This is a genomic window from Microbacterium enclense (assembly GCA_038182865.1).
Taxonomy (GTDB): domain Bacteria; phylum Actinomycetota; class Actinomycetes; order Actinomycetales; family Microbacteriaceae; genus Microbacterium; species Microbacterium enclense_B.
This window is the reverse complement of sequence record CP116226.1, coordinates 2,731,183-2,751,104: the sequence shown is the minus strand read 5'-3', so window position 1 is coordinate 2,751,104 and position 19,922 is coordinate 2,731,183. Positions and strand designations below refer to the sequence as shown.

Here is a 19,922-nt window from a genome sequence, read left to right as displayed (position 1 = left end):
CTCACGATGCCGAAGAACGAGCAGCCCGAGCGCATCCATGGTGCGGATGCGTGGCCTGGCGTCCATCGGCGATTCCCTCCGGTTGTTCCGACGTCGCTGACAGGCTAACCCACCCGCGACGCGCCCGGCTCCGCGAGATCGGGAAACAAGAAACGGCGTGTCGGAGAACAGGAGTCTCCGACACGCCGTCTCGCGTGCTGAGGGTCAGCCGGCGTTCTGCTGCAGCCAGGCGTACGGGTCGACGACCGAGCCGTTGATGTGGACCTCGAAGTGGAGGTGGTTGGCGGTCGAGCTTCCCGTCGATCCGACCAGACCGATGAGCTGGCCCGCGGCGACGGTGTCACCGGCCTGCACCTGACGGCTGCCGTACGTCATGTGCCCGTACGTGGTCGAGACCTTCTGGCCGTTGATGACGTGCTCGATGACGATGCCGACGCCGTATCCGCCGAAGCTCTCCGACGACGTGCTGACGACACCCGCAGCGGCTGCGAAGATCGGCTGCCCGCCGGGAGCGAGAAGGTCGACGCCCTGGTGGTAGCCGGAGTCCCAGAGACCACGTCCGAGCACATAGCTCGTCAGGGGCCAGCGGACCTCGCCCGAGCCGGGAGCGGTCATGTTCAGATCGATGTTCGACAGCTGCTGACCGGCGTTGGCGGCGAGCTGACGAGCACGCTCGGCCGCGGCGGCGGCAGCGGCTTCCTGATCCTTCTTCTTCTGGATCTCCTCGGCGGTGGTCGCCGAGTAGCTGCTGCGATCGAGCGACTCGTTCGCGGCATCCGAGGCGACGACGAGAGACTGGTTGTCAGGAGCGGACATCTCGCCCAGTGTCACGGTGTTCGCGGTGGGAACCGTCGCGGCGTAGGCCGGGATCGCGACCGTGGCGACGAGACCGGCGACCATCGACAGGATCACGGCGCTGCGAAGCGGCTTCGCGCCGCGGCGGGGGGCGGGCAGCGAACGGGCAGGGGGCGCGGTCCGTGGGACCGGCGGTGCCGCTGCAGTTGTGGAGCGAAGGGGTCGGCGCGAGGGTCGGGCTACCGCTGCGCGCGCGCTCTTCCGGGTCTGACCCGTCGGGGAGACCTCGGATCGGTCGTCGACGGGGTCGGTGTGTTCAGCCAAATTTCCTCCGGCGCCTCTGCGTCCGTCAGGACGCTGGCTCGTCAGCACTCGATTGGGGGCACGATGTGCGGGCTTCACCCTCTGCAGACGACGAGCCGGGGAGGCAAACCGCGAGGGGTCCGACGGCGGGCTTCTCGCCTGTGGACCCTCAGAGGCTACCCGAAGATAACGAACATGTCACGCCTCGGACATCGCGCACAGGCGATGCACGGCCTGGGCGCGCGCGGTGCCCGCGGGGCGAAGCGATCGGCCGGAACACGACGTCCCCGACCCCCTCGAGGCGCCTCGCTCAGCCCTCGTCGACCAGGAAGATGTGCGACGCGACCTCGACAGGGAGCTCGAGTCCCTCGTCGGTGCCCTCCATGTGGACGAGCACGTAGCCCTCGTTGAAGCGGTAGTCTCCCCGCGCCCCCGGCAGCACCCCGGCCGCCTTGAGCTGCTGGAGGAGCTCGGGATCGACCTGAGCGGGCTCGGCGAGACGACGCACGGTGCCGCTGATCGGCTGGCCCGCGTCGTTCAGCTTGCGGACCAGGCCCACCACGCCTTCCTCGAAGGTCGAGCTGGGCACGTCGCCGAGCTGGTCGAGACCCGGGATCGGGTTGCCGTAGGGCGACTCGGTGGGGTGTCCGAGCAGCTCGACCAGGCGACGCTCGACCTGCTCGCTCATCACGTGCTCCCACCGGCACGCCTCGTCGTGCACGTAGGCCCAGTCGAGACCGATCACGTCGCTGAGCAGACGCTCGGCCAGACGGTGTTTGCGCATGACGTCGACGGCCTTCTGACGCCCGGCGTCGGTGAGCTCGAGGCGACGGTCTTCCGAGACCACGACGAGACCGTCGCGCTCCATGCGTCCGACGGTCTGCGAAACGGTCGGGCCGGAGTGGCCGAGTCGTTCGGAGATGCGCGCGCGCAGCGGCACGATGTTCTCTTCCTCGAGCTCGAGGATCGTGCGCAGGTACATCTCGGTGGTGTCGATGAGATCGGTCATTCAGGAGTCCTCGGCTTCGCGCGGCTGGTAAGGACAGCCTACCGACCCCATCCGACACAGACTCCGGATGCCACCGCCCCGCGCCCTAGAATCGAGCCCATGCCGCACGTGGACCTTCCCACCGACCTCCTGCCCACCGACGGCCGCTTCGGATGCGGCCCCTCGAAGGTGCGCGGGGCGCAGCTCGAATCTCTCGTCACCCGTGGCGCGAGCATCCTGGGCACATCGCACCGCCAAGCCCCCGTGAAGAACATCGTCGCGAGCACGCGCGAGCGCCTCGCCGAGCTGTTCCGGGTGCCCGAGGGATACGAGATCATCCTCGGCAACGGCGGATCGACGGCGTTCTGGGATGCCGCGGCCTTCGGACTGATCGAGAACCGCAGCCAGAACCTCGTGTTCGGCGAGTTCGGCGGCAAGTTCGCCTCGGCCGCCGCCGCCCCGTGGCTGGAGGCTCCCGACGTGCGCAAGGCCGAGCCCGGCACGCGCACCGTCGCCGGGGTCGTCGAGGGCGTCGATGTCTACGCCTGGCCCCACAACGAGACGTCCACGGGCGTCGCGGCGCCGATCGAGCGCGTCCACGGCGACGCCGGTGCGCTGACGGTCATCGACGCGACCAGCGCCGCCGGCGGCATCGACGTCGATGTGACCCAGGCGGATGTCTACTACTTCGCTCCGCAGAAGAACCTCGGTTCGGACGGCGGGCTCTGGTACGCCGCGGTGTCGCCCGCGGCGATCGAGCGCATCGAGCGCATCGCGGCATCCGGTCGCTACATCCCCGAGTTCCTGAGCCTGAAGAACGCGCTCGACAATTCGCGCCTGCAGCAGACCCTGAACACCCCGGCGCTCGCGACGCTGCTGCTGCTCGACGACCAGCTCGGCTGGATCCTCGACAACGGCGGCCTGGCCTGGGCCGGCGCCCGCACCGCCGAGTCCTCCTCGGCGCTGTACGAATGGGCCGAGGCGAGCACCGTGGCGAGCCCCTTCGTCGCCGATCCCGCCGACCGCTCCCCCGTCGTCGTCACGGTCGACTTCGACGACAGCATCGACGCCGCGGCGATCGCGAAGAGCCTGCGCGCCAACGGGATCGTCGACACCGAGCCGTATCGCAAGCTCGGCCGCAACCAGCTGCGGGTGGCGACCTTCGTCTCCATCGAGCCCGACGACGTGCGCCGTCTCATCGGCGCGATCGACTACACGATCGAGCACCTGCCCCGCGCCTGATCAGATGACGAAGGCCGTCCCGCATCCCGCGGGACGGCCTTCGTCATGGAAGCGTCAGTAGCTGCGCTCGCGCTCGTCTCCCTCGATGTCCTCGTCGTCCGCGTCTTCGTCGTCCGCGTCGACGTCATCGTCATCGTCGTCGGCCTCATCCGCGTCGACGCCGACCTCGGCGCTCGCGTCGCTCTCGCCCGAGTCGACCTCGTCGGAGTCGACATCGTCGGAGTCGACATCGTCGGACTCGTCGAGCTCATCGATGTCGACACCGTCGAGGTCGCCGGCGTGGAACCGCGCCTTGGGCTCGTCGTCGGTGTCTTCCTCGTCGTCGCCGTCGGCATCGTCGTCGAGGTCGTCATCGTCGATGTCGTCGTCGTCGATGTCGTCGTCATCGGACTCGCCGCTCTCGGCTGCGGCCGCCTGCGCGGCCTGGTAGTCCGCCAGGCGCGTCGCCCAGGGCACCCAGTCGGGCGCCAGCAGCGCCCCATCGCCGGGCATCAGCTCGGCTTCGAGGACCGTGGGCTCGGCGTCCTCGACCACGGCGACACTCACCGTCCAGTACCACCCGGGGTACCCGAGCAGACGCGTCTGGAAGCGCAGCGACACCACACCGTCGTCCTCCAGCAGGTAGTCCGCGGGCGGACCGACCGTGTCGGGCGGGGTGATCTCGTGGAGAGCGCTCAGCGCGAGGTCATGGGCGTGGAGCAGCCGATCGTCGACCGGCTGCTCAGGCTTCGAAGTCATCGGCGACCTTGCGCAGGACGGCGGCGATCTTGCTGGCGTGCGCGCCGCTCGGGTAGCGGCCGCGACGCAGGTCGCCGCCGATGCCATCGAGGAGCTTGACGAGGTCCTCGACAATGATCGCCATGTCGTCGGCCGGCTTACGCGAGCGCTTGGCCATGCTCACGGGGGCCTCGAGAACACGGACCGACAGAGCTTGGAGACCGCGCTTGCCGTCGGCGACACCGAACTCCAGGCGCGTGCCGGCCTTGGGCGCGGGGGTTCCGGCGGGCAGGGCGGTGGCGTGCAGGAACACGTCCTGGCCGTCATCGGTGGCGATGAAGCCGAAGCCCTTCTCTTCGTCGTAGAACCTGACCTTGCCGGTGGGCATGGACACCTCGCTGAAAGACGTGCGCGAACGCGCGGTGGAACTCGGGAACCGATCGGATCCCGGCCCTTCAGCCTACGCCACGCATGCCAGGCAGTAGGCTGACAGGCGATGAGCACACGCACCCCCGACGGCGACGTTCCGATTCGCCGCGTCGATCGCATCCTGGCGTTCATGTCGCTCGGACTGCTGGTCCTCTCGGTCGTCTGCTTCTTCGCGATCATCATCGCGTCCACCGCCAAGGCCGATATGAGTACCGGTGTCTGGCCGACTGTCGGCGTCCTCCTCTACATCGCACCCCCGGTGGCCTTCGCGTGCCTGGTGGCCGTGCTCATCATGAGCTTCGTGCGAAGGGCACGGGCGAACAAGGAACGCTGATCGTGCCCGAGACCTCCGACCAACGCGCACTGGCGGTCTCGTTGAGCGCGCGAGCCGACGACGATCTGGCGCGCCTGTTCCTCGAGCGTGACGTCTCCCCCTCCGCGACATGGCGCGACACCTTCGACGCCGCCGACGCCCTGCTGGATCCCGCCTCCATCGCACGAGCGCTCCCGCCGCTGACCCGCCCGGAGGCCGCAGCCCTCGCGGCCGCCTCCGCGACGGGTGCCGCCGTCCCGTCGAACGATCGTGCCGCCCTCGTCGCCCGCGCCCTCGTGCGCGACGACGGCGTGCCCTATGCAGCGGTCGCCACCGCGGTGACGGACGCATTTCCCGAGGGTCTCGCGGATGCCGTGACCCCGCGCCACGGCCGAGCGGTGGCATCCGACACCGCCGCGGAAGCCGCGTTCACGAACGCCGCGGCCCTCGCCGACGTCATCCTGCTGACCCTCGACGTGCCTCTCGGGCGGATCGGCTCCGGCTCGCTCGGTGCGACCGAACGACGACGGCTGGTCGATGCCGGCGCCGTCGCCACGCCCGATGAGGCCGACCTCTTCGTCGGCATCGCGGCATCCGTCGGGCTCCTGGGGAGCACCGGACGCGCCTGGCTCGTCACCGCGGCCGGACGCGCCTGGCTGCGTCTGCCGACCCTCAACAGGTGGGGGAACACCGCGCGTGCTCTGCGTGGGGCGCTCCCCCGCGCGTATCGCACCGCCGAGGGCGGATGGATCCCCAGCACCGCATGGGCCGATGCCCTCCCCTTCGATCCGGCGGGCCGCGAGCGCGCCGCACGATGGCGTGAGCGGTTCCGCGCGTGGGGGCTCATCGACGCCGACGGCGAGGTCCCGCCGTGGGCGGCCGGTCTCGCGGAGGGGGGCGACGTCGATCTCTCGGCTCTGCGCGACCTCCTGCCACCTGAGGTCGATCGGGTCTATCTGCAGAACGACCTCACCGCGATCGCCCCGGGCCCGCTGGCCCCGCATCTCGACGTGCGCCTGCGCAGCATGGCGACGCGCGAGTCGCGCGCGCAGGCGTCGAGCTACCGGTTCAGCGCCGCGACGATCGGCGCGGCCATCACGGGCGGCGAGACCGCTGAGTCGCTCCGCGAGTTCCTCTCGGGACTCTCCCTCACGGGACTCCCCCAACCGCTGGCGTACGTGATCGAGCGCACCTCCGCTCAGCACGGACGCGTCAGGGTGGACAGCGACCCCGCATCGCGACTGACCCGTGTCACCACGACCGATCCGACGCTCCTGCAGGCGATGGAGGTCGATCAGTCGCTGCGGTCGGTCGCCCTGGCACGCGACGGCGAGACCCTCGTCTCGCACGTCTCCGCCGACGTGGTCTTCTGGGCGCTCACCGACGCGCACTATCCGGCCGTCGCCATCGGCGACGACGGCGTACCCCGCACCCTCGAGCGTGCACGGCTCGCCGCCGACACCGCGGCGACCGACCCGCTCGACACCTACGGCCCGCTCATCACGCGCATGCGGGCCGGAGGAGAGGACTCGGATGCCGCCTGGCTCGAGCGCGAACTCGATCAAGCCGTGCGCGCCCGCGCGGTCATCGACGTGACCGTGCGCCTGCCCGATGGGTCGACTCGCGTCTTCCGCCTCGAGGCCACCGGCCTGGGCGGGGGCCGTCTGCGCGGACGCGATCGTGGCGCCGACGTCGAACGCACGCTGCCGCTGTCGCACATCGACGGGGTCGCGCCCGTCGAGTGACACGCGTGAAGCCCGACCGCCGCGACCCCGGTAGACTCGAACGCTATGTCTGACGGCCCCCTCATCGTGCAGAGCGATCGCACCGTTCTGCTCGAGGTCGCGCACCCCGAGGCGGAGACGGCGCGGCACGAGCTCGCGGTCTTCGCTGAGCTCGAACGCGCACCCGAACACATCCACACGTACCGCATCACGCGCCTCGGCCTGTGGAACGCCCGAGCCGCCGGCCACGATGCCGATGCCATGCTCGACACGCTCGACCGATGGTCGCGCTTTCCCGTGCCGGCCTCGGTGAGCACCGACATCCGCGAGACGGTGAATCGCTACGGGCGCCTCGTCATCGAGCGCAACGACGAGAACGACCTCGTGCTCCGCTCGACCGACGCGGCCGTACTCGGCGAGGTCTCCCGCAACAAGCGCATCGCGCCGCTGCTGATCGGGCACCCGACCCCCGACACGTACCTCATCGACGCCTGGGCGCGCGGACACATCAAGCAGGAGCTGCTGAAGATCGGGTGGCCCGCCGAAGACCTCGCGGGGTACACCCCCGGCACCCCGCACCCCATCGACCTCGCCGAAGACGGGTGGAGCCTGCGCCCCTACCAGCGCCAGGCTGTGGACTCCTTCTCGGAAGGCGGCTCCGGTGTCGTCGTGCTCCCCTGCGGCGCGGGGAAAACGCTCGTGGGGGCCGGTGCCATGGCCGACACCCGCACCACCACGCTGATCCTCGTGACGAACACCGTCAGCGCGCGCCAGTGGCGCGACGAACTCCTGCGCCGCACGAGCCTGACCCCCGACGAGATCGGCGAGTACTCCGGCCAGGTCAAAGAGATCAAGCCGGTCACCATCGCGACGTACCAGATCCTCACCGCGAAGAGGAAAGGCGAGTACGCCCACCTCGCCCTCCTCGACGCGCTGGATTGGGGCCTGGTGCTCTATGACGAGGTCCACTTGCTCCCGGCACCGGTGTTCAAGCTCACCGCCGATCTGCAGGCGCGTCGCCGTCTCGGACTCACCGCCACCCTCGTGCGCGAGGACGGCCGCGAGGGCGACGTGTTCAGCCTCATCGGGCCCAAGCGTTTCGACGCCCCGTGGAAAGAGATCGAGGCGCAGGGATTCATCTCACCGGCGGCCTGCTACGAAGTGCGCATCGACCTGCCCGCGTACGAGCGGCTCGAGTACGCCGCCGCCGCAGACGAAGACCGTTACCGACTCGCCGCCACGGCTCCCGCCAAGATCGATGTCGTTCGCCGCCTCGTCGCTCGACACCCCGACGAGCGCGTCCTCGTGATCGGTCAGTACCTGGATCAGATCGATGAGCTCTCCGAGGCGCTCAACGCCCCGAAGATCACGGGCGCGACGCCGGTGGCCGAGCGTGAGGAACTGTTCCAGGCGTTCCGCGTCGGCGAGATCTCGCTCCTGATCGTGTCGAAGGTCGCGAACTTCTCGGTCGACCTGCCCGAGGCCTCTGTCGCCATCCAGGTGTCGGGCTCGTTCGGGTCGCGCCAGGAGGAGGCGCAGCGTCTGGGACGCCTGCTGCGACCGAAGCAGTCGAACCACACGGCCAGCTTCTACACCCTCATCGCCCGCGACACCGTGGACCAGGATTTCGCGCAGAACCGCCAGCGTTTCCTCGCCGAGCAGGGCTACGCGTACACGATCCTGGATGCCGACGGGATCGACGCCGCCGCCGCGTGAGCCATACCAGCGCACGGCTTTCCGTTCCATATCCAGCACATTGCTGGGTGCAGTCACGATAATGAGGGCATGACAGCTCCTCGCATCCTCGTCGTGGACGACGAACCGAACATCCGCGACCTGCTCATCACTAGCCTGCGCTTCGCCGGTTTCCAGGTGCGAGCCGTGGCCAACGGCGCGCAGACGATCTCGGCTGTGCTCGAAGAAGAACCCGATCTCATCGTGCTCGATGTGATGCTGCCCGACATGAACGGGTTCAGCGTCACGAAGCGACTGCGCGGGGCGGGTTACACGGCTCCGATCCTCTTCCTCACCGCGAAGGACGAGACCGAAGACAAGATCATGGGCTTGAACGCCGGTGGCGACGACTACGTCACCAAGCCGTTCAGCCTCGACGAGATCGTCGCGCGCATCCAGGCGATCCTTCGCCGCACGATGCAGGCCGATGAAGAATCGATCATCCGCACGGGCGAGCTCACCATGGACCAGGACACGCACGACGTCAGCGTCGGCGACGTCTCGATCGACCTGAGCCCCACCGAGTTCAAGCTCCTGCGCTACCTCATGCTCAATCCCAACCGCGTGCTGTCGAAGGCGCAGATCCTCGACCACGTATGGGAGTACGACTTCAACGGCGACGCCGGCATCGTCGAGAGCTACATCTCGTACCTGCGTCGCAAGATCGATCCGCACTCCTCCGAGCCCCTCATCCAGACCAAACGCGGCTTCGGCTACATGCTGAAGTCGGGCAAGACCGTCTGAGCGGAGCTCTCTCCTGCATACCGACGATGCCCTGACGCGCTGGTGGCGCCGGTTGAGCCTGCGGGCCAAGGTCACCGGCGTCACCGTCACGCTGCTCGCGGTCGGGTTGTTCGCGGCCGGAATCGGCACGATGGTGTTCCTTCGCACCACCCTGGTGAACAATCTCGACGAGCAGCTCGGCCAGCAGGCAGCGGGCAACATCGCCAGCAGCATCTTCACGACCTCCTCGGAAGACGGGAAGCTGACCTTCACACCCGTGGAGAACGCGCCGCAGATCGGGTCGATGGTGGTCGTCTACAACTCGGAGGGTCATCGCGAAGCGTTCTTCAACGGCACCTCGACGAAATCGACCCCGCAACTGCCGGACACCTTCACGACGCCGCAGACATACACCCAGCTCGACAAGCGCATCGAGCTCGACGACCCCGTCACCGGTCAGCACTTCATCGCCCGTGTGGGTCTGTTCGAAGTACCCAACAGCGGGTCCTACACGCAGATGGTCATCCAACCGCTCGGACCGACCGACCGGATCGTCGCGGCGTACGTCGGCATCTACGGCTTCGTCGCTCTCCTCATCCTCATCGCCAGCGCTCTGTTGACCAGGTGGCTCGTCACCCTGACCTTCCGCAGCCTGACGCAGGTGGAGACGACCGCGATGGACATCGCCGCGGGTGACTTCAGCCAGCGCCTCACCGACATCGTCCCCGACACCGAGGTCGGACGGCTGAAGACGGCGATCAACGCGATGCTCGCGCGCATCGACGGCGCGCTCGGGCAACGCGATGCCACCGTGCGGCAGATGCGACGGTTCATCGGCGACGCCAGCCATGAGCTCCGGACGCCTCTGGTCACGATGCGCGGTTACGCCGAGCTCTACCGGATGGGCGCCATCCGCTCCGACGAAGACGTGGCCCAGTCGATGGAGCGCATCGAGAAGGAGGCGATCCGCATGGGCGCCCTCGTCGAAGACCTCCTGGCCCTCGCCCGCCTCGACGAGCGTCGCGACGTGAGCATCACCGCGATCGACCTGCGTCCCATCGCGCGCGATGCCGCCCTCGACTTGCGCGTCACGTCGCCCCAGCGCGAGGTCACGGTCGACGACACCACGAGCCGCAACGAGCTCGTGCTGCCCGTGATGAGTCTCGAGGTGATTCCGGGCGAGGATGCCAACGGCACGGCGGCACGCAGGCGTGCTGTGCCGACCACCTCGGCGATGGCGATCGCGGGAGCGACCCTGTCCCGTCTGCGCCGGCGCTCGAAGGACCCCGGCGATGCCGCGGAGTCCGCAGCCCCCGAGACGACGCCGACGTCCACGCCGCCGACGGGAACCGTGCGTACCGCCGCTCCCCGCCTCGCGCCGATCGTGCTCGGCGACGAGAACAAGGTGCGCCAGGTCGTGACCAACCTCCTGGGCAACGCGCGCCGCTTCACGCCCGACGACTCACCCATCGGTTTGCGCGTGGGCGTCGACGCCGACGCCGACATGGGATGGATCGAGATCATCGACCACGGCGAGGGTGTTCCCGCGCAGATCCGCGATCAGATCTTCCAGCGCTTCTGGCGCGCCGACACGTCGCGGACGCGCGAGACGGGTGGCTCCGGTCTCGGCCTGTCGATCGTGGCATCCATCGTCGACCTTCTGCACGGGAAGGTCGAGGTCGTCGACACCCCCGGCGGAGGAGCGACCTTCCGTGTGTCGCTCCCGCTCGCCGACCGGCGGGATGCGCAGGAGCACGCCCTGATCGAGACGCAACCGCTCCAGCGCCTGCCCGAGGACTACCGCCCCGAGTGACGGGCGCCTTGACCCTCACACGGTGTCACACGGCACGATGACGACATGGCCGAGACCTCGACGCTCATGACGATCGGTCGGTTCAGTTCACTGACCCGACTCTCCGTCCGGATGCTTCGTCACTACGACACCCACGGGGTGCTCGTTCCCGCCGTCGTCGATCCGGCGACGGGATACCGGCGCTACGCCCCCCACCAGTTGGAGGACGCCGCCGCTGTCCGGAACCTCCGCGACGTGGGCTTCGGCGTCTCCGCCATCGGCACCCTCCTGGACGCCCGCGGAACTCCGGCATGGACACGCGCGCTGCAGCTGCAGTACGCGGAACTCCAGAGCGAGGTGCGGGATGCCCGGGAGCGGGTGTCGCTCATCACCCGCCTTCTCGAACACGGAGACACACCCATGTCCATCACCGTCACCCGGGCCACCGTGCCCGCCATGACCGTCGTCGCCCTCCGCGGCACGGTCCCGACCTATGCCGACGAAGGTCGCCTGTGGGAGCAGATGATGCCGCTCCTCGCTCGCCGCGCGATCGCCCCCGTCGGGCCCTGCGGCGTCATCGAGCACGATGACGAGTACGTCGAGACCGACGTGGATCTGTCGATCTTCGCCCCGGTCGCTCCGGGAACGCAGGCCGATGCGCCGCTGCGCGTCATCGAGCTCCCCGCTCGCGACTGTCTCGTCGCGCGGGTGCGGGGACCGTACGACCAGATCAGTCAGGCGCACGACCTCATCAACAGCCGGATGGCCGCGGAATCGTTGGCACCGCGCGCGGGAGACGACCTCACCGCGCGCGCCTTCAACGTCTACCTGTCGACACCCGACCGCGTCGCCGAGACCGACCTCGTCACCGACGTCTACCTCCCGCTCTCGTAGAGCGGAGAAAGACGAGTGGCCCCCTCCCGAAGGAGGGGGCCACTCGTCTCAGGCCTCGGCGTGGATCAGAAGTCCATGCCGCCGGTCGGGTCGCCCGCGGGAGCGGCGACCTTCTCGGGCTTGTCGGCGACGACGGCCTCGGTCGTGAGGAAGAGACCGGCGATCGATGCCGCGTTCTGCAGAGCCGAACGCGTCACCTTGGCGGGGTCGATGATGCCCTGTGCGAACAGGTCACCGTACTCGCCCGTCGCGGCGTTGAGGCCGTGGCCCACGGGGAGCTCCGCGACCTTGTTCGCGACGACACCGGGCTCGAGACCGGCGTTGAGCGCGATCTGCTTGAGCGGGGCCTCGATGGCGACCTTGACGATGTTGGCTCCGGTCGCCTCGTCACCGACGAGCTCGAGGTTCGCCAGCGCCGTCTTGCCGGCCTGGATCAGCGCGACGCCACCACCGGCGACGACACCCTCTTCGACGGCGGCCTTCGCGTTGCGAACGGCGTCCTCGATGCGGTGCTTGCGCTCCTTGAGCTCGACCTCGGTGGCCGCGCCCGCCTTGATGACGGCGACGCCACCGGCGAGCTTGGCGAGACGCTCCTGGAGCTTCTCGCGGTCGTAGTCGCTGTCGGTGTTCTCGATCTCGCGACGGATCTGGGTCACGCGACCCTCGATCAGCTCCGACTCACCGGCACCCTCGACGATCGTGGTCTCGTCCTTGGTGATGATGACCTTGCGCGCGCGGCCGAGCAGGTCGACGGTCGCGTTCTCGAGCTTGAGGCCCACCTCTTCGGTGATGACCTGGCCGCCGGTGAGGATCGCGATGTCCTGCAGCTGCGCCTTGCGACGGTCGCCGAAGCCGGGGGCCTTGACGGCCACCGACTTGAAGATGCCGCGGATCTTGTTGAGCACGAGCGTCGCGAGGGCTTCGCCCTCGACGTCCTCGGCGATGATGAGGAGCTCCTTGCCCTCCTGGATCACCTTGTCGACGATCGGCAGAAGGTCCTTGATGTTGGAGATCTTCTGGTTGGCGATCAGGATGTACGGGTCTTCGAAGACCGCTTCCTGGCGCTCGGGGTCGGTGACGAAGTAGGGGTTGATGTAGCCCTTGTCGAAACGCATGCCCTCGGTGAGCTCGAGCTCGGTGCCGAAGGTGTTGCTCTCCTCGACGGTGACGACGCCTTCCTTGCCCACCTTGTCGATGGCCTCGGCGATGAGCTCGCCGATGGCGGGGTCAGCAGCGGAGATCGACGCGGTCGCGGCGATCTGCTCCTTCGACTCGACCTCCTTCGCCGAGGAGAGGAGCTCGTCGGTGACGGCCTTGACGGCCTTCTCGATGCCCTTCTTGAGCGAGATGGGGTCGGCGCCGGCCGCGACGTTGCGCAGGCCCTCGCGCACGAGCGCCTGAGCGAGCACGGTAGCGGTGGTGGTGCCGTCACCCGCGACGTCGTCGGTCTTCTTGGCGACCTCCTTGACCAGCTCTGCGCCGATCTTCTCGTACGGGTCGTCGAGCTCGATCTCCTTGGCGATCGAGACGCCGTCGTTCGTGATGGTGGGGGCGCCCCACTTCTTCTCGAGCACGACGTTGCGACCGCGGGGGCCGAGCGTCACCTTGACGGCGTCGGCCAGCGTGTTGAGGCCGCGCTCGAGGCCGCGGCGGGCCTCCTCGTCGAAAGCGATGATCTTTGCCATAAGTGTGTCGTCCCTCCCGGACGGGTGACTTCCAGATTTGGCACTCGACGAAAGCGAGTGCTAACTCATTCTGGCACTCGCCCCTAGGGAGTGCAAGCCGCGTCGCCGCCCGCACAGCACGACGCCGTGGCATCCGTCGAACGGATGCCACGGCGTCGGGAAACGTGGTCTCAGGCCATCAACCGCACCGACTCGGCCTGCGGGCCCTTCTGGCCGGAACCGACGGTGAACTCCACCGCCTGCCCCTCCTCGAGGACGCGGAAGCCCGACATCTCGATGTTCGAGTAATGAACGAAAACGTCCTGGCCGTCCGTCACGGTGATGAAGCCGTAACCCTTCTCGGCGTTGAACCATTTGACGGTGCCCTGCGTCATGCGAATCTCCTGTGCTGCTGGATGACGAGGTCATCGTAAGCACGCGGATACGGCGCGAAACGGCCGTCAGCGGCATTGTTGACACGCGTGCAGCCAACTTGTTACGCCGCGGAAACACGCGGGCGCCGGGAGCCTCAGGGAGTGGGCTGAGCGGCCGCGCGGTCGAGGCCGATGACGACGATGAGGCGCTTCTCGGCGCTCTCGTCGTCGGGCGTTCCCGGGTCGTCGGTCGGCTGCAGGAAGTCGCTCTGCGCGACCTCGGCTCCCCCGATCGCGTCGGCGAGACCACGCGCGGCCGCCTCGTCGTCGGCGCGGAGGTAGTAGATCGTGGTCGACGCGAAATCGGTCGTGTCGGAGTCACCGGTCTGCACGGTGTCGGCCGCCCACCCGGCCTGGATGATCTGGTCGCGGAGGTTTCCGGCCAAGCCCTCGTCACTCGTCCCATTGAGCACGACGACCGAGTACGAGGTGTCGATGGGCGCCGGCGTCGACGGAGCGATGGTCGGGGTGGCGACGGGCTCCGAACCCAGCGAGATCCGCCCCGAGACCACGAGGGTTCCGAAGATCCCGACCACGATCAGAACGACCGTGGCCACGGCGGCCCACAGGAAGACCACCCATCCGCGCAGATGCGGGTTCTCGGCGCGATGGGCACCGACGCGGCCGGATTCGGCGGGGAGGTCGTCGAAGCGATCCCGAGGGAAGGTCGATCTGGCCATTGGACGATGCTACCGGTCGTTGCCTTTGTCCCCCGTCAGAGGGTCATCGCACGGTCACGGTGTGCGCGACCTCGGTCTGCTTCCCCATCGCGCAGACGCCGCAGGCGGCGTACGAGCATGGGATCGTGCGCGAGGGCCTCAGGCTGATCGATGAGGCGCCCGAGCAACTGGTAGTAGCGGGCGGGCGGCATGTCGAACCTGCTGCGGATCGCCTCTTCCTTCGCTCCTCCGTGCCGCCGCCATTCACCCTCGAAGGCGAGGATGTCGCGGTCTCGGTCGGAAAGGATCACGAAACCTACGCTACTGCGGCCCGCTCCAGCGCTCCGGATGCCACGCCACCCATGCCCCGAGCGGATCGGCTTCCCCCAGAACCTCGCCGTCGAGGGCGAGGGCGAAGCCGCCCCGGCGGACGGTGGGCGTCGTCGTCCATCCGGCGTGCAGCCCCGGCGCATCGAGGGTGATCCAACGCCCCGCGGCCCGCGCGGCGGCGATGATGTCGGCGCGTCCCACCCGCGGCACATGCGCGAGGACGCCGGGGGTCGTGACGACGAGGGTGGCGTCACGCGGTGCCTCCGCGGCGAGCGCGGGGATGTCGGTCGCGCCATCGCCCTCGACGAGCAGGGGCGGATCGGATGCCGCGATGTCGAGCGCACCGACGATCCGCTCGCGCCGCCCCTCCTCCCCCGGCCAGACGAGCCCCGCCAGCCAGGTCCGGTCCTCAGACGCGCGGGCATCCAGCGGATGCAGGTCGATGCCCGCGCGCCAGACGATCTGTGGCATCCGGAGGACGGGAGAGCCCTCCAGCTCGCTGTCGAGCACGACCGGGCTCGGGCCGTCCGCCGGATCGAGAGCGACCTCGCCGCCATCGCGGTGGTACCGGTACGAGTAGCGGTCGGGGAAGAGGCACAGACCGGCGCTCGCCCCGACCTCGAGCAGCGCGAGAGGACCGTCGATGAGCGAGAGGGCCGGCAGAAGCGCGGCGCAGCGGAGGGGTTCGTTCGTCTGCACGCTGCGGCGTCCGCATTCGGCCACGAGGGCATCGGCGTTGTCGACGACCCACCGGGTCCACTCATCGAGGTCCTGCTCGGGAGCCCCGAGCAGACGCATGACGGCGAAGACCAGCGGCGGCTGGCGTCGCGTCTCCGGAATGCGGGCGAGAGTCGCCGCGAGCGGTTCCTCCTCGACGACGCGTTCGGCCCAGAGCGCGTACAGGGCGGAACGGCCCGTCGCCTCCTCGCGCGCGAAGCGTCGGTAACGCTCGACGACGGCGGTCGTGGCATCCAAGTGCATCCGGGAATTATGCCGCGCCGACCTGACCGCGCTCTGGCGCGAGAGAATGGGGACCGAAAGAAGGGGACCTTCCATGACTTACGCCGTCGACAAGTCCGACGACCAGTGGCGCGAAGAGCTCACGCCCGAGCAGTACGCGGTGCTGCGCCAAGCGGGGACCGAGCGCGCCTGGACCGGTGAACTGCTCGACGAGAGCCGCGCCGGTCTCTACACCTGCGCCGCCTGCGGCGCCGAGCTCTTCCAGAGCGGAACGAAGTTCGACTCGCACTGCGGGTGGCCGAGCTTCTACGAGTCGGTGCGCCCGGAGGCGGTCGAGCTCATCGAAGACAACAGCCACGGCATGCAGCGCACCGAGGTGCGCTGCGCGAACTGCGGTTCGCACCTGGGCCACGTGTTCCCCGACGGCTTCGGCACCCCGACCGGCGACCGCTACTGCATGAACTCGCTGTCGCTCTCCTTCACCCCGGACGAGAAGGCGTGAGCGCACTCGAGGCGATGCGCGATCGCCGCTCCTGGTCGAAGGTCACCGATCTGGCTCCCACCAGTGTCGAACTCGAGGCGTTCGTCGCCGCGGCGGGGCGCGTCGCCGACCACAAGTCGCTGCGACCCTGGCGGATCATCGAGATCCGGGGTAGTGACCGCGACATCCTCGCGCGCGCGCTGAACAAGGCCGACGGCAAGAAGGGATACTCCTCCAAGCCCCGCCGCGCCCCCCTCGTCCTCGCCGTGGTCGCGAACCTCGAGTCGAAGAAGATCCCGGCGTGGGAGCAGGAGGCCGTGGCATCCGGTGTCGCCCACATGCTGAGCCTCGCGCTCGACGAGGCGGGCTTCGGCGTCTTCTGGCGCACGGACGACAAGACCCGCAGCAAGGCGCTGGCGAAGGCGCACGGCCTCTCGAAGCACGAGGTCCTGCTGGGGTGGCTCTACGTCGGCGGGAAGCCGCAGCGCTCACGACCGATCCGACGCAAGACCGTGGACGCCGCGAAGCACATCTCGCGTCTGCCCGGCGCGAAGAAGCGCAAGGCCGACTGACCCGCGAGACCGCGCGCGCTTCGCGAGAGCGCGTGCGGCCGTGTACGGCTGCGCCGAGACCGTACACGTTTGTCCGAGACCGCACTCCTTTCGCGATAAAGGCAGGCGGTCTCGACAAACGCGTGCGGTCTCGGCGGCCGGGCGGCCTCTTCGGCCGTACGCGGCCTCGCCCACCGTGCGCGGTCGCGGAGACCCGGCACGCAGCCCGGGCCGGGCCGGCCCGCCCCGTCAGCCGCGCCGTCGTCGCGGCAGGGCCGCCACGACGACCCCGGCGATGGCCACCGCCGCCGCGATGACGGCGATGAGAGTCGACGGAGCAGCGGGCGCCGGCCAGAGGGCGTCGAGCACAACCGAGGTGCTCAGCAGGCCCACGACGGACCCGAGACCCAGCAGGAGCACGCCCGTGCGCCGGACGACGACCGCCGACAGGAAGATGTACACCACGCCCACGGCGCCGCCGGCATAGAGCCACGGATCGGTCGGGACGGTGCGGGGTGCCCCCACCGCTGCGACGTGCACCGCCGCGGCGACGACGAGCACGAGGGTGCCGCCGACGAAGTTCACCAGAGTCGCCGTCAGCGGGCTCTCGACCCGCACACGCAGGCGTCCGTTCGTGCCCTGCTGCCAGGCCACCCCGGCCCCGGCGACCGCGGGCACGACGAGCATCCACCAGGGCACGCCTCCGAGCGCGTCGCCGGAGAGGCAGACGACGACGCCCGCGATCGCCAGCAGCGCGCCGATGAGGCGACGCGGCGTCACGGGCACCACCCCCGCGGGACCGTATCCGACCCGATCCAGCACGAGCCCGCCGGTGGTCTGTCCTGCGACGAAGCCGACGGTGAAGAGGGCGACTCCGATGGTCGCGACGGTCAGACCCTGACTCGCGACGGTGAACGCGCCCGCCAGGCCGCCCAGCAGCATCCAGAACGGCAGCGACCGCGACCGGACACCGTGCACGAGACGGCCGAACCCGCGTCGTCCCTCCGGCAGCAGCGCCGATAGGGCGATGAGGATGAGCAGACCGGAGCTGAACGAGATGGCCGCGGCGACGATGCCGTCTCCGAGCTCCGCGCCGAGGGTGCCGTTGATGCGCGCCTGCAGCGCCGTGAGCGCGCCGATGAGCACCGCTCCCCCGACGGCCACGCCGATCGCACCGCGCTCCGACACTCTGCTCCTCTCGCGCCCTCGGCCGAGGGTCCTCGTCGATCGTAGGGTGCCGACCGCGCGACGCGCGCCGAACCCGACCGCGCCCGCCGTGATGCGTCAAGCTGTCACCCGTGACCCAGCTCAGCCCCGGACCCCACGACGTCACGCAGCTGCTCGGCGAGCTGCATGCGGCCGACAGCGACGGCGAGTTCCTTGCCCACGGGGAGCTGCACCTGCCACGGCTGCACGACCTGTTCCACCGTCTCTACGGCGAGCGCCCCGACGGTCTGGAGCGCTTGGCATCCGTCGTCGACCTCGCCCGCCGGTCGTGGGCGCAGCGCCCGGCGGACCTGCGCGCCCTCGACCGTGAGCGCGACAGCTCACCCGACTGGTTCGAGAGCGAACGGATGCTCGGCGGGGTCTGCTACGTCGACAGATATGCGGGCGGGCTCAGTGGCATCCGGGAGCGGATCCCGTACTTCCGCGAGCTGGGACTGACCTACCTGCACCTCATGCCGCTGTTCGAGAGCCCCGAGGGCAACAGCGACGGCGGCTACGCGGTGTCGAGCTACCGTCGTGTGAACCCCGCGCTCGGCACGATGGACGAACTCGCCGCGCTCGCTGCCGACCTGCGGCGTGCGGGTATCTCGCTCGTGGTCGACTTCATCTTCAACCACACGAGCAACGAGCACGAGTGGGCGCGGAAGGCCGTCGCGGGCGTCGCCGGGTACGAAGACTTCTACTTGATCTTCCCCGACCGCGAGAAGCCGGATACCTACGAGCAGACCACGCGCGAGATCTTCCCCGACGACCACCCCGGGTCGTTCGTGCAGCTCGACGACGGCCGCTGGATCTGGGCGACGTTCTACCGCTTCCAGTGGGACCTCAACTACGCCGATCCCGCGGTCTTCGAGGCGATGGCCGGCGAGATGCTCTTCCTGGCCAACAAGGGCGTGGAGATCCTACGGATGGATGCCGTGGCCTTCATCTGGAAGCAGCTCGGCACGCCGTGCGAGTCATTGCCCGAGGCGCACCTGCTGCTGCAGGCGTTCAACGCCGTGCTGCGGATGGCCGCTCCTGGGCTCCTGTTCAAGTCGGAGGCGATCGTGCACCCCGACGAGGTGATCTCGTACATCTCGCCCGACGAATGCCAGCTCTCGTACAACCCGCTGCAGATGGCCCTCACCTGGGAGGCGCTCGCCACACGCGACGGCCGTCTGCTGCAGCAGGCCCTCGAGCGTCGACACGCGCTGCCCGAGGGCACCGCGTGGGTGAACTACGTACGCAGCCACGACGACATCGGCTGGACCTTCGCGGACGAGGATGCCGCCGAGCTCGGTATCGACGGCTATCCGCACCGTCGCTTCCTCAACGACTTCTATGTCGGTCGCGCCGAGGGGACCTTCGCGCGGGGCGTGCCGTTCCAAGAGAATCCCCGGACGGGTGATGCCCGCGTCATCGGCACCACGGCGTCCCTCGCCGGTATCGAGGCGGGCGATGCCGGTGGAGAGGACCGCGTGGTGCTCGCGCACGCTCTGGCGCTCTCGACCGGCGGCATTCCTTTGCTCTACCTGGGCGACGAGGTCGCACAGCTGAACGACTATGGGTTCCGCGACCGCCCCGACGAGGCCGGCGACAGCCGCTGGGTCCACCGGCCGCACCGCCCCGAGCGGGCGTACGCCGACCGGGGGGATGCCACGACCCCCGCGGGACGCGTTTTCGCGCGGCTGTCACGCCTCATCGACGTGCGTCGCGGCACGCCGGAGTTCGGGGGCAACGAGCTGATCGCCTTCGATGCGCACCACGATCGCGTGGTCGGATTCCTGCGCCCGGGCAGCGCGGGGAGTGCGGTGCTCGTGCTCGCGAACGTCGGCGATCACGCCGTCCACATCGCCCCGCTGACCCTGTCGGGCCTCATGCCCGACGCGGTCGACCTCGTGGCGGGCACACCCACCTCGCTCCGCGCGGGCCGTACGCTTTCCGCGCACGGTGTGGCGTGGCTGCGGGTCGCGTTGCGCTGAG

The 19,922-nt window shown here is 69.2% G+C and carries 20 protein-coding genes; 10 read left to right on the top strand and 10 right to left on the bottom strand.

Going from position 1 to position 19,922, the window contains the following annotated elements; genetic code table 11:
- Nucleotides 1-204: 204 nt before the first annotated feature.
- Entirely contained in the window at nucleotides 205-912 is a 708-nt protein-coding gene (locus PIR02_12955) for a M23 family metallopeptidase (GenBank protein ID WZH35680.1), read from the bottom strand.
- Between the two features lie 496 nt (nucleotides 913-1,408).
- Entirely contained in the window at nucleotides 1,409-2,107 is a 699-nt protein-coding gene (locus PIR02_12950) for a metal-dependent transcriptional regulator (GenBank protein ID WZH35679.1), read from the bottom strand.
- Between the two features lie 99 nt (nucleotides 2,108-2,206).
- Here PIR02_12950 and serC point away from each other — a divergent pair, with 99 nt between their 5' ends.
- A complete protein-coding gene (gene serC, locus PIR02_12945; protein ID WZH35678.1) occupies nucleotides 2,207-3,328 on the top strand; it encodes a phosphoserine transaminase in 1,122 nt (373 codons plus the stop codon).
- 54 nt (nucleotides 3,329-3,382) lie between these two features.
- On the opposite strand, the gene PIR02_12940 is transcribed toward serC, so the two are convergent.
- Together PIR02_12940 and PIR02_12935 are read right to left on the bottom strand one after the other, a co-directional pair.
- Nucleotides 3,383-4,066: a DUF3027 domain-containing protein gene (locus PIR02_12940; GenBank protein ID WZH35677.1), complete on the bottom strand. Its 684-nt coding sequence runs from the start codon at nucleotides 4,064-4,066 to the stop codon at nucleotides 3,383-3,385.
- Entirely contained in the window at nucleotides 4,050-4,433 is a 384-nt protein-coding gene (locus tag PIR02_12935; GenBank protein WZH35676.1) for a cold shock domain-containing protein, read from the bottom strand. Before PIR02_12935 ends, PIR02_12940 begins: the two co-directional genes overlap by 17 nt.
- 108 nt (nucleotides 4,434-4,541) lie before the next feature.
- Here PIR02_12935 and PIR02_12930 point away from each other — a divergent pair, with 108 nt between their 5' ends.
- From PIR02_12930 to PIR02_12905, 6 genes are all read left to right on the top strand, one after another.
- Nucleotides 4,542-4,808, top strand: a complete 267-nt coding sequence (locus PIR02_12930; protein ID WZH35675.1) for a multidrug ABC transporter ATPase — start codon at nucleotides 4,542-4,544, stop codon at nucleotides 4,806-4,808.
- A 2-nt stretch (nucleotides 4,809-4,810) separates the two neighbouring features.
- Nucleotides 4,811-6,532: a helicase-associated domain-containing protein gene (locus PIR02_12925; GenBank protein WZH35674.1), complete on the top strand. Its 1,722-nt coding sequence runs from the start codon at nucleotides 4,811-4,813 to the stop codon at nucleotides 6,530-6,532.
- 45 nt (nucleotides 6,533-6,577) lie between these two features.
- Nucleotides 6,578-8,227 (top strand): DEAD/DEAH box helicase, encoded by a 1,650-nt coding sequence (locus PIR02_12920; protein WZH35673.1) that lies wholly within the window; start codon nucleotides 6,578-6,580, stop codon nucleotides 8,225-8,227.
- A gap of 69 nt (nucleotides 8,228-8,296) precedes the next feature.
- Nucleotides 8,297-8,989: a response regulator transcription factor gene (locus PIR02_12915; protein ID WZH35672.1), complete on the top strand. Its 693-nt coding sequence runs from the start codon at nucleotides 8,297-8,299 to the stop codon at nucleotides 8,987-8,989.
- Between the two features lie 130 nt (nucleotides 8,990-9,119).
- Nucleotides 9,120-10,781 (top strand): HAMP domain-containing sensor histidine kinase, encoded by a 1,662-nt coding sequence (locus PIR02_12910; GenBank protein WZH38999.1) that lies wholly within the window; start codon nucleotides 9,120-9,122, stop codon nucleotides 10,779-10,781.
- Nucleotides 10,782-10,826: 45 nt separating this feature from the next.
- Nucleotides 10,827-11,654 (top strand): MerR family transcriptional regulator, encoded by an 828-nt coding sequence (locus tag PIR02_12905; GenBank protein WZH35671.1) that lies wholly within the window; start codon nucleotides 10,827-10,829, stop codon nucleotides 11,652-11,654.
- Between the two features lie 65 nt (nucleotides 11,655-11,719).
- On the opposite strand, the gene groL is transcribed toward PIR02_12905, so the two are convergent.
- The 5 genes from groL to PIR02_12880 form a co-directional block, all read right to left on the bottom strand.
- Entirely contained in the window at nucleotides 11,720-13,339 is a 1,620-nt protein-coding gene (gene groL / locus PIR02_12900) for a chaperonin GroEL (protein WZH35670.1), read from the bottom strand.
- 170 nt (nucleotides 13,340-13,509) lie between these two features.
- Nucleotides 13,510-13,713, bottom strand: a complete 204-nt coding sequence (locus PIR02_12895) for a cold shock domain-containing protein (protein WZH35669.1) — start codon at nucleotides 13,711-13,713, stop codon at nucleotides 13,510-13,512.
- Nucleotides 13,714-13,847: 134 nt separating this feature from the next.
- Complete coding sequence (locus tag PIR02_12890; protein WZH35668.1) at nucleotides 13,848-14,432, bottom strand: LytR C-terminal domain-containing protein; 585 nt, start codon at nucleotides 14,430-14,432, stop codon at nucleotides 13,848-13,850.
- 35 nt (nucleotides 14,433-14,467) lie between these two features.
- Entirely contained in the window at nucleotides 14,468-14,722 is a 255-nt protein-coding gene (locus PIR02_12885; GenBank protein WZH35667.1) for a DUF3263 domain-containing protein, read from the bottom strand.
- A 10-nt stretch (nucleotides 14,723-14,732) separates the two neighbouring features.
- Nucleotides 14,733-15,722 carry a DUF2332 domain-containing protein gene (locus tag PIR02_12880; protein WZH35666.1) on the bottom strand — a complete coding sequence of 330 codons (990 nt, stop codon included), beginning with the start codon at nucleotides 15,720-15,722 and terminating at the stop codon, nucleotides 14,733-14,735.
- Nucleotides 15,723-15,795: 73 nt separating this feature from the next.
- Here PIR02_12880 and msrB point away from each other — a divergent pair, with 73 nt between their 5' ends.
- Both msrB and PIR02_12870 read left to right on the top strand, forming a co-directional pair.
- On the top strand, nucleotides 15,796-16,203 hold the full coding sequence (gene msrB, locus PIR02_12875) for a peptide-methionine (R)-S-oxide reductase MsrB (protein WZH35665.1): 408 nt from the start codon (nucleotides 15,796-15,798) through the stop codon (nucleotides 16,201-16,203).
- A gap of 14 nt (nucleotides 16,204-16,217) precedes the next feature.
- The gene (locus PIR02_12870; protein ID WZH38998.1) at nucleotides 16,218-16,754 is read left to right on the top strand and encodes a nitroreductase family protein; all 537 of its coding nucleotides are present in this window, start codon (nucleotides 16,218-16,220) and stop codon (nucleotides 16,752-16,754) included.
- A 228-nt stretch (nucleotides 16,755-16,982) separates the two neighbouring features.
- Here the strand turns inward: PIR02_12870 and PIR02_12865 are convergent, their stop codons facing one another.
- Nucleotides 16,983-17,921 (bottom strand): DMT family transporter, encoded by a 939-nt coding sequence (locus PIR02_12865; protein WZH35664.1) that lies wholly within the window; start codon nucleotides 17,919-17,921, stop codon nucleotides 16,983-16,985.
- Between the two features lie 161 nt (nucleotides 17,922-18,082).
- Between PIR02_12865 and PIR02_12860 the strand changes: the two genes are divergently transcribed.
- A complete protein-coding gene (locus PIR02_12860) occupies nucleotides 18,083-19,921 on the top strand; it encodes an alpha-amylase family protein (protein ID WZH38997.1) in 1,839 nt (612 codons plus the stop codon).
- Nucleotide 19,922: the final 1 nt, after the last annotated feature.

Excerpts from the sequence above, each read along its gene's own strand:
- PIR02_12950 (WZH35679.1), bottom strand. The coding sequence starts at position 2,107 with ATGACCGATCTCATCGACACCACCGAGATGTACCTGCGCACGATCCTC.
- serC (WZH35678.1), top strand. The coding sequence starts at position 2,207 with ATGCCGCACGTGGACCTTCCCACCGACCTCCTGCCCACCGACGGCCGC.
- PIR02_12940 (WZH35677.1), bottom strand. The coding sequence starts at position 4,066 with ATGACTTCGAAGCCTGAGCAGCCGGTCGACGATCGGCTGCTCCACGCC.
- PIR02_12935 (WZH35676.1), bottom strand. The coding sequence starts at position 4,433 with ATGCCCACCGGCAAGGTCAGGTTCTACGACGAAGAGAAGGGCTTCGGC.
- PIR02_12930 (WZH35675.1), top strand. The coding sequence starts at position 4,542 with ATGAGCACACGCACCCCCGACGGCGACGTTCCGATTCGCCGCGTCGAT.
- PIR02_12920 (WZH35673.1), top strand. The coding sequence starts at position 6,578 with ATGTCTGACGGCCCCCTCATCGTGCAGAGCGATCGCACCGTTCTGCTC.
- PIR02_12915 (WZH35672.1), top strand. The coding sequence starts at position 8,297 with ATGACAGCTCCTCGCATCCTCGTCGTGGACGACGAACCGAACATCCGC.
- PIR02_12910 (WZH38999.1), top strand. The coding sequence starts at position 9,120 with ATGGTGTTCCTTCGCACCACCCTGGTGAACAATCTCGACGAGCAGCTC.
- PIR02_12905 (WZH35671.1), top strand. The coding sequence starts at position 10,827 with ATGGCCGAGACCTCGACGCTCATGACGATCGGTCGGTTCAGTTCACTG.
- groL (WZH35670.1), bottom strand. The coding sequence starts at position 13,339 with ATGGCAAAGATCATCGCTTTCGACGAGGAGGCCCGCCGCGGCCTCGAG.
- PIR02_12895 (WZH35669.1), bottom strand. The coding sequence starts at position 13,713 with ATGACGCAGGGCACCGTCAAATGGTTCAACGCCGAGAAGGGTTACGGC.
- PIR02_12890 (WZH35668.1), bottom strand. The coding sequence starts at position 14,432 with ATGGCCAGATCGACCTTCCCTCGGGATCGCTTCGACGACCTCCCCGCC.
- PIR02_12880 (WZH35666.1), bottom strand. The coding sequence starts at position 15,722 with ATGCACTTGGATGCCACGACCGCCGTCGTCGAGCGTTACCGACGCTTC.
- msrB (WZH35665.1), top strand. The coding sequence starts at position 15,796 with ATGACTTACGCCGTCGACAAGTCCGACGACCAGTGGCGCGAAGAGCTC.
- PIR02_12870 (WZH38998.1), top strand. The coding sequence starts at position 16,218 with ATGCGCGATCGCCGCTCCTGGTCGAAGGTCACCGATCTGGCTCCCACC.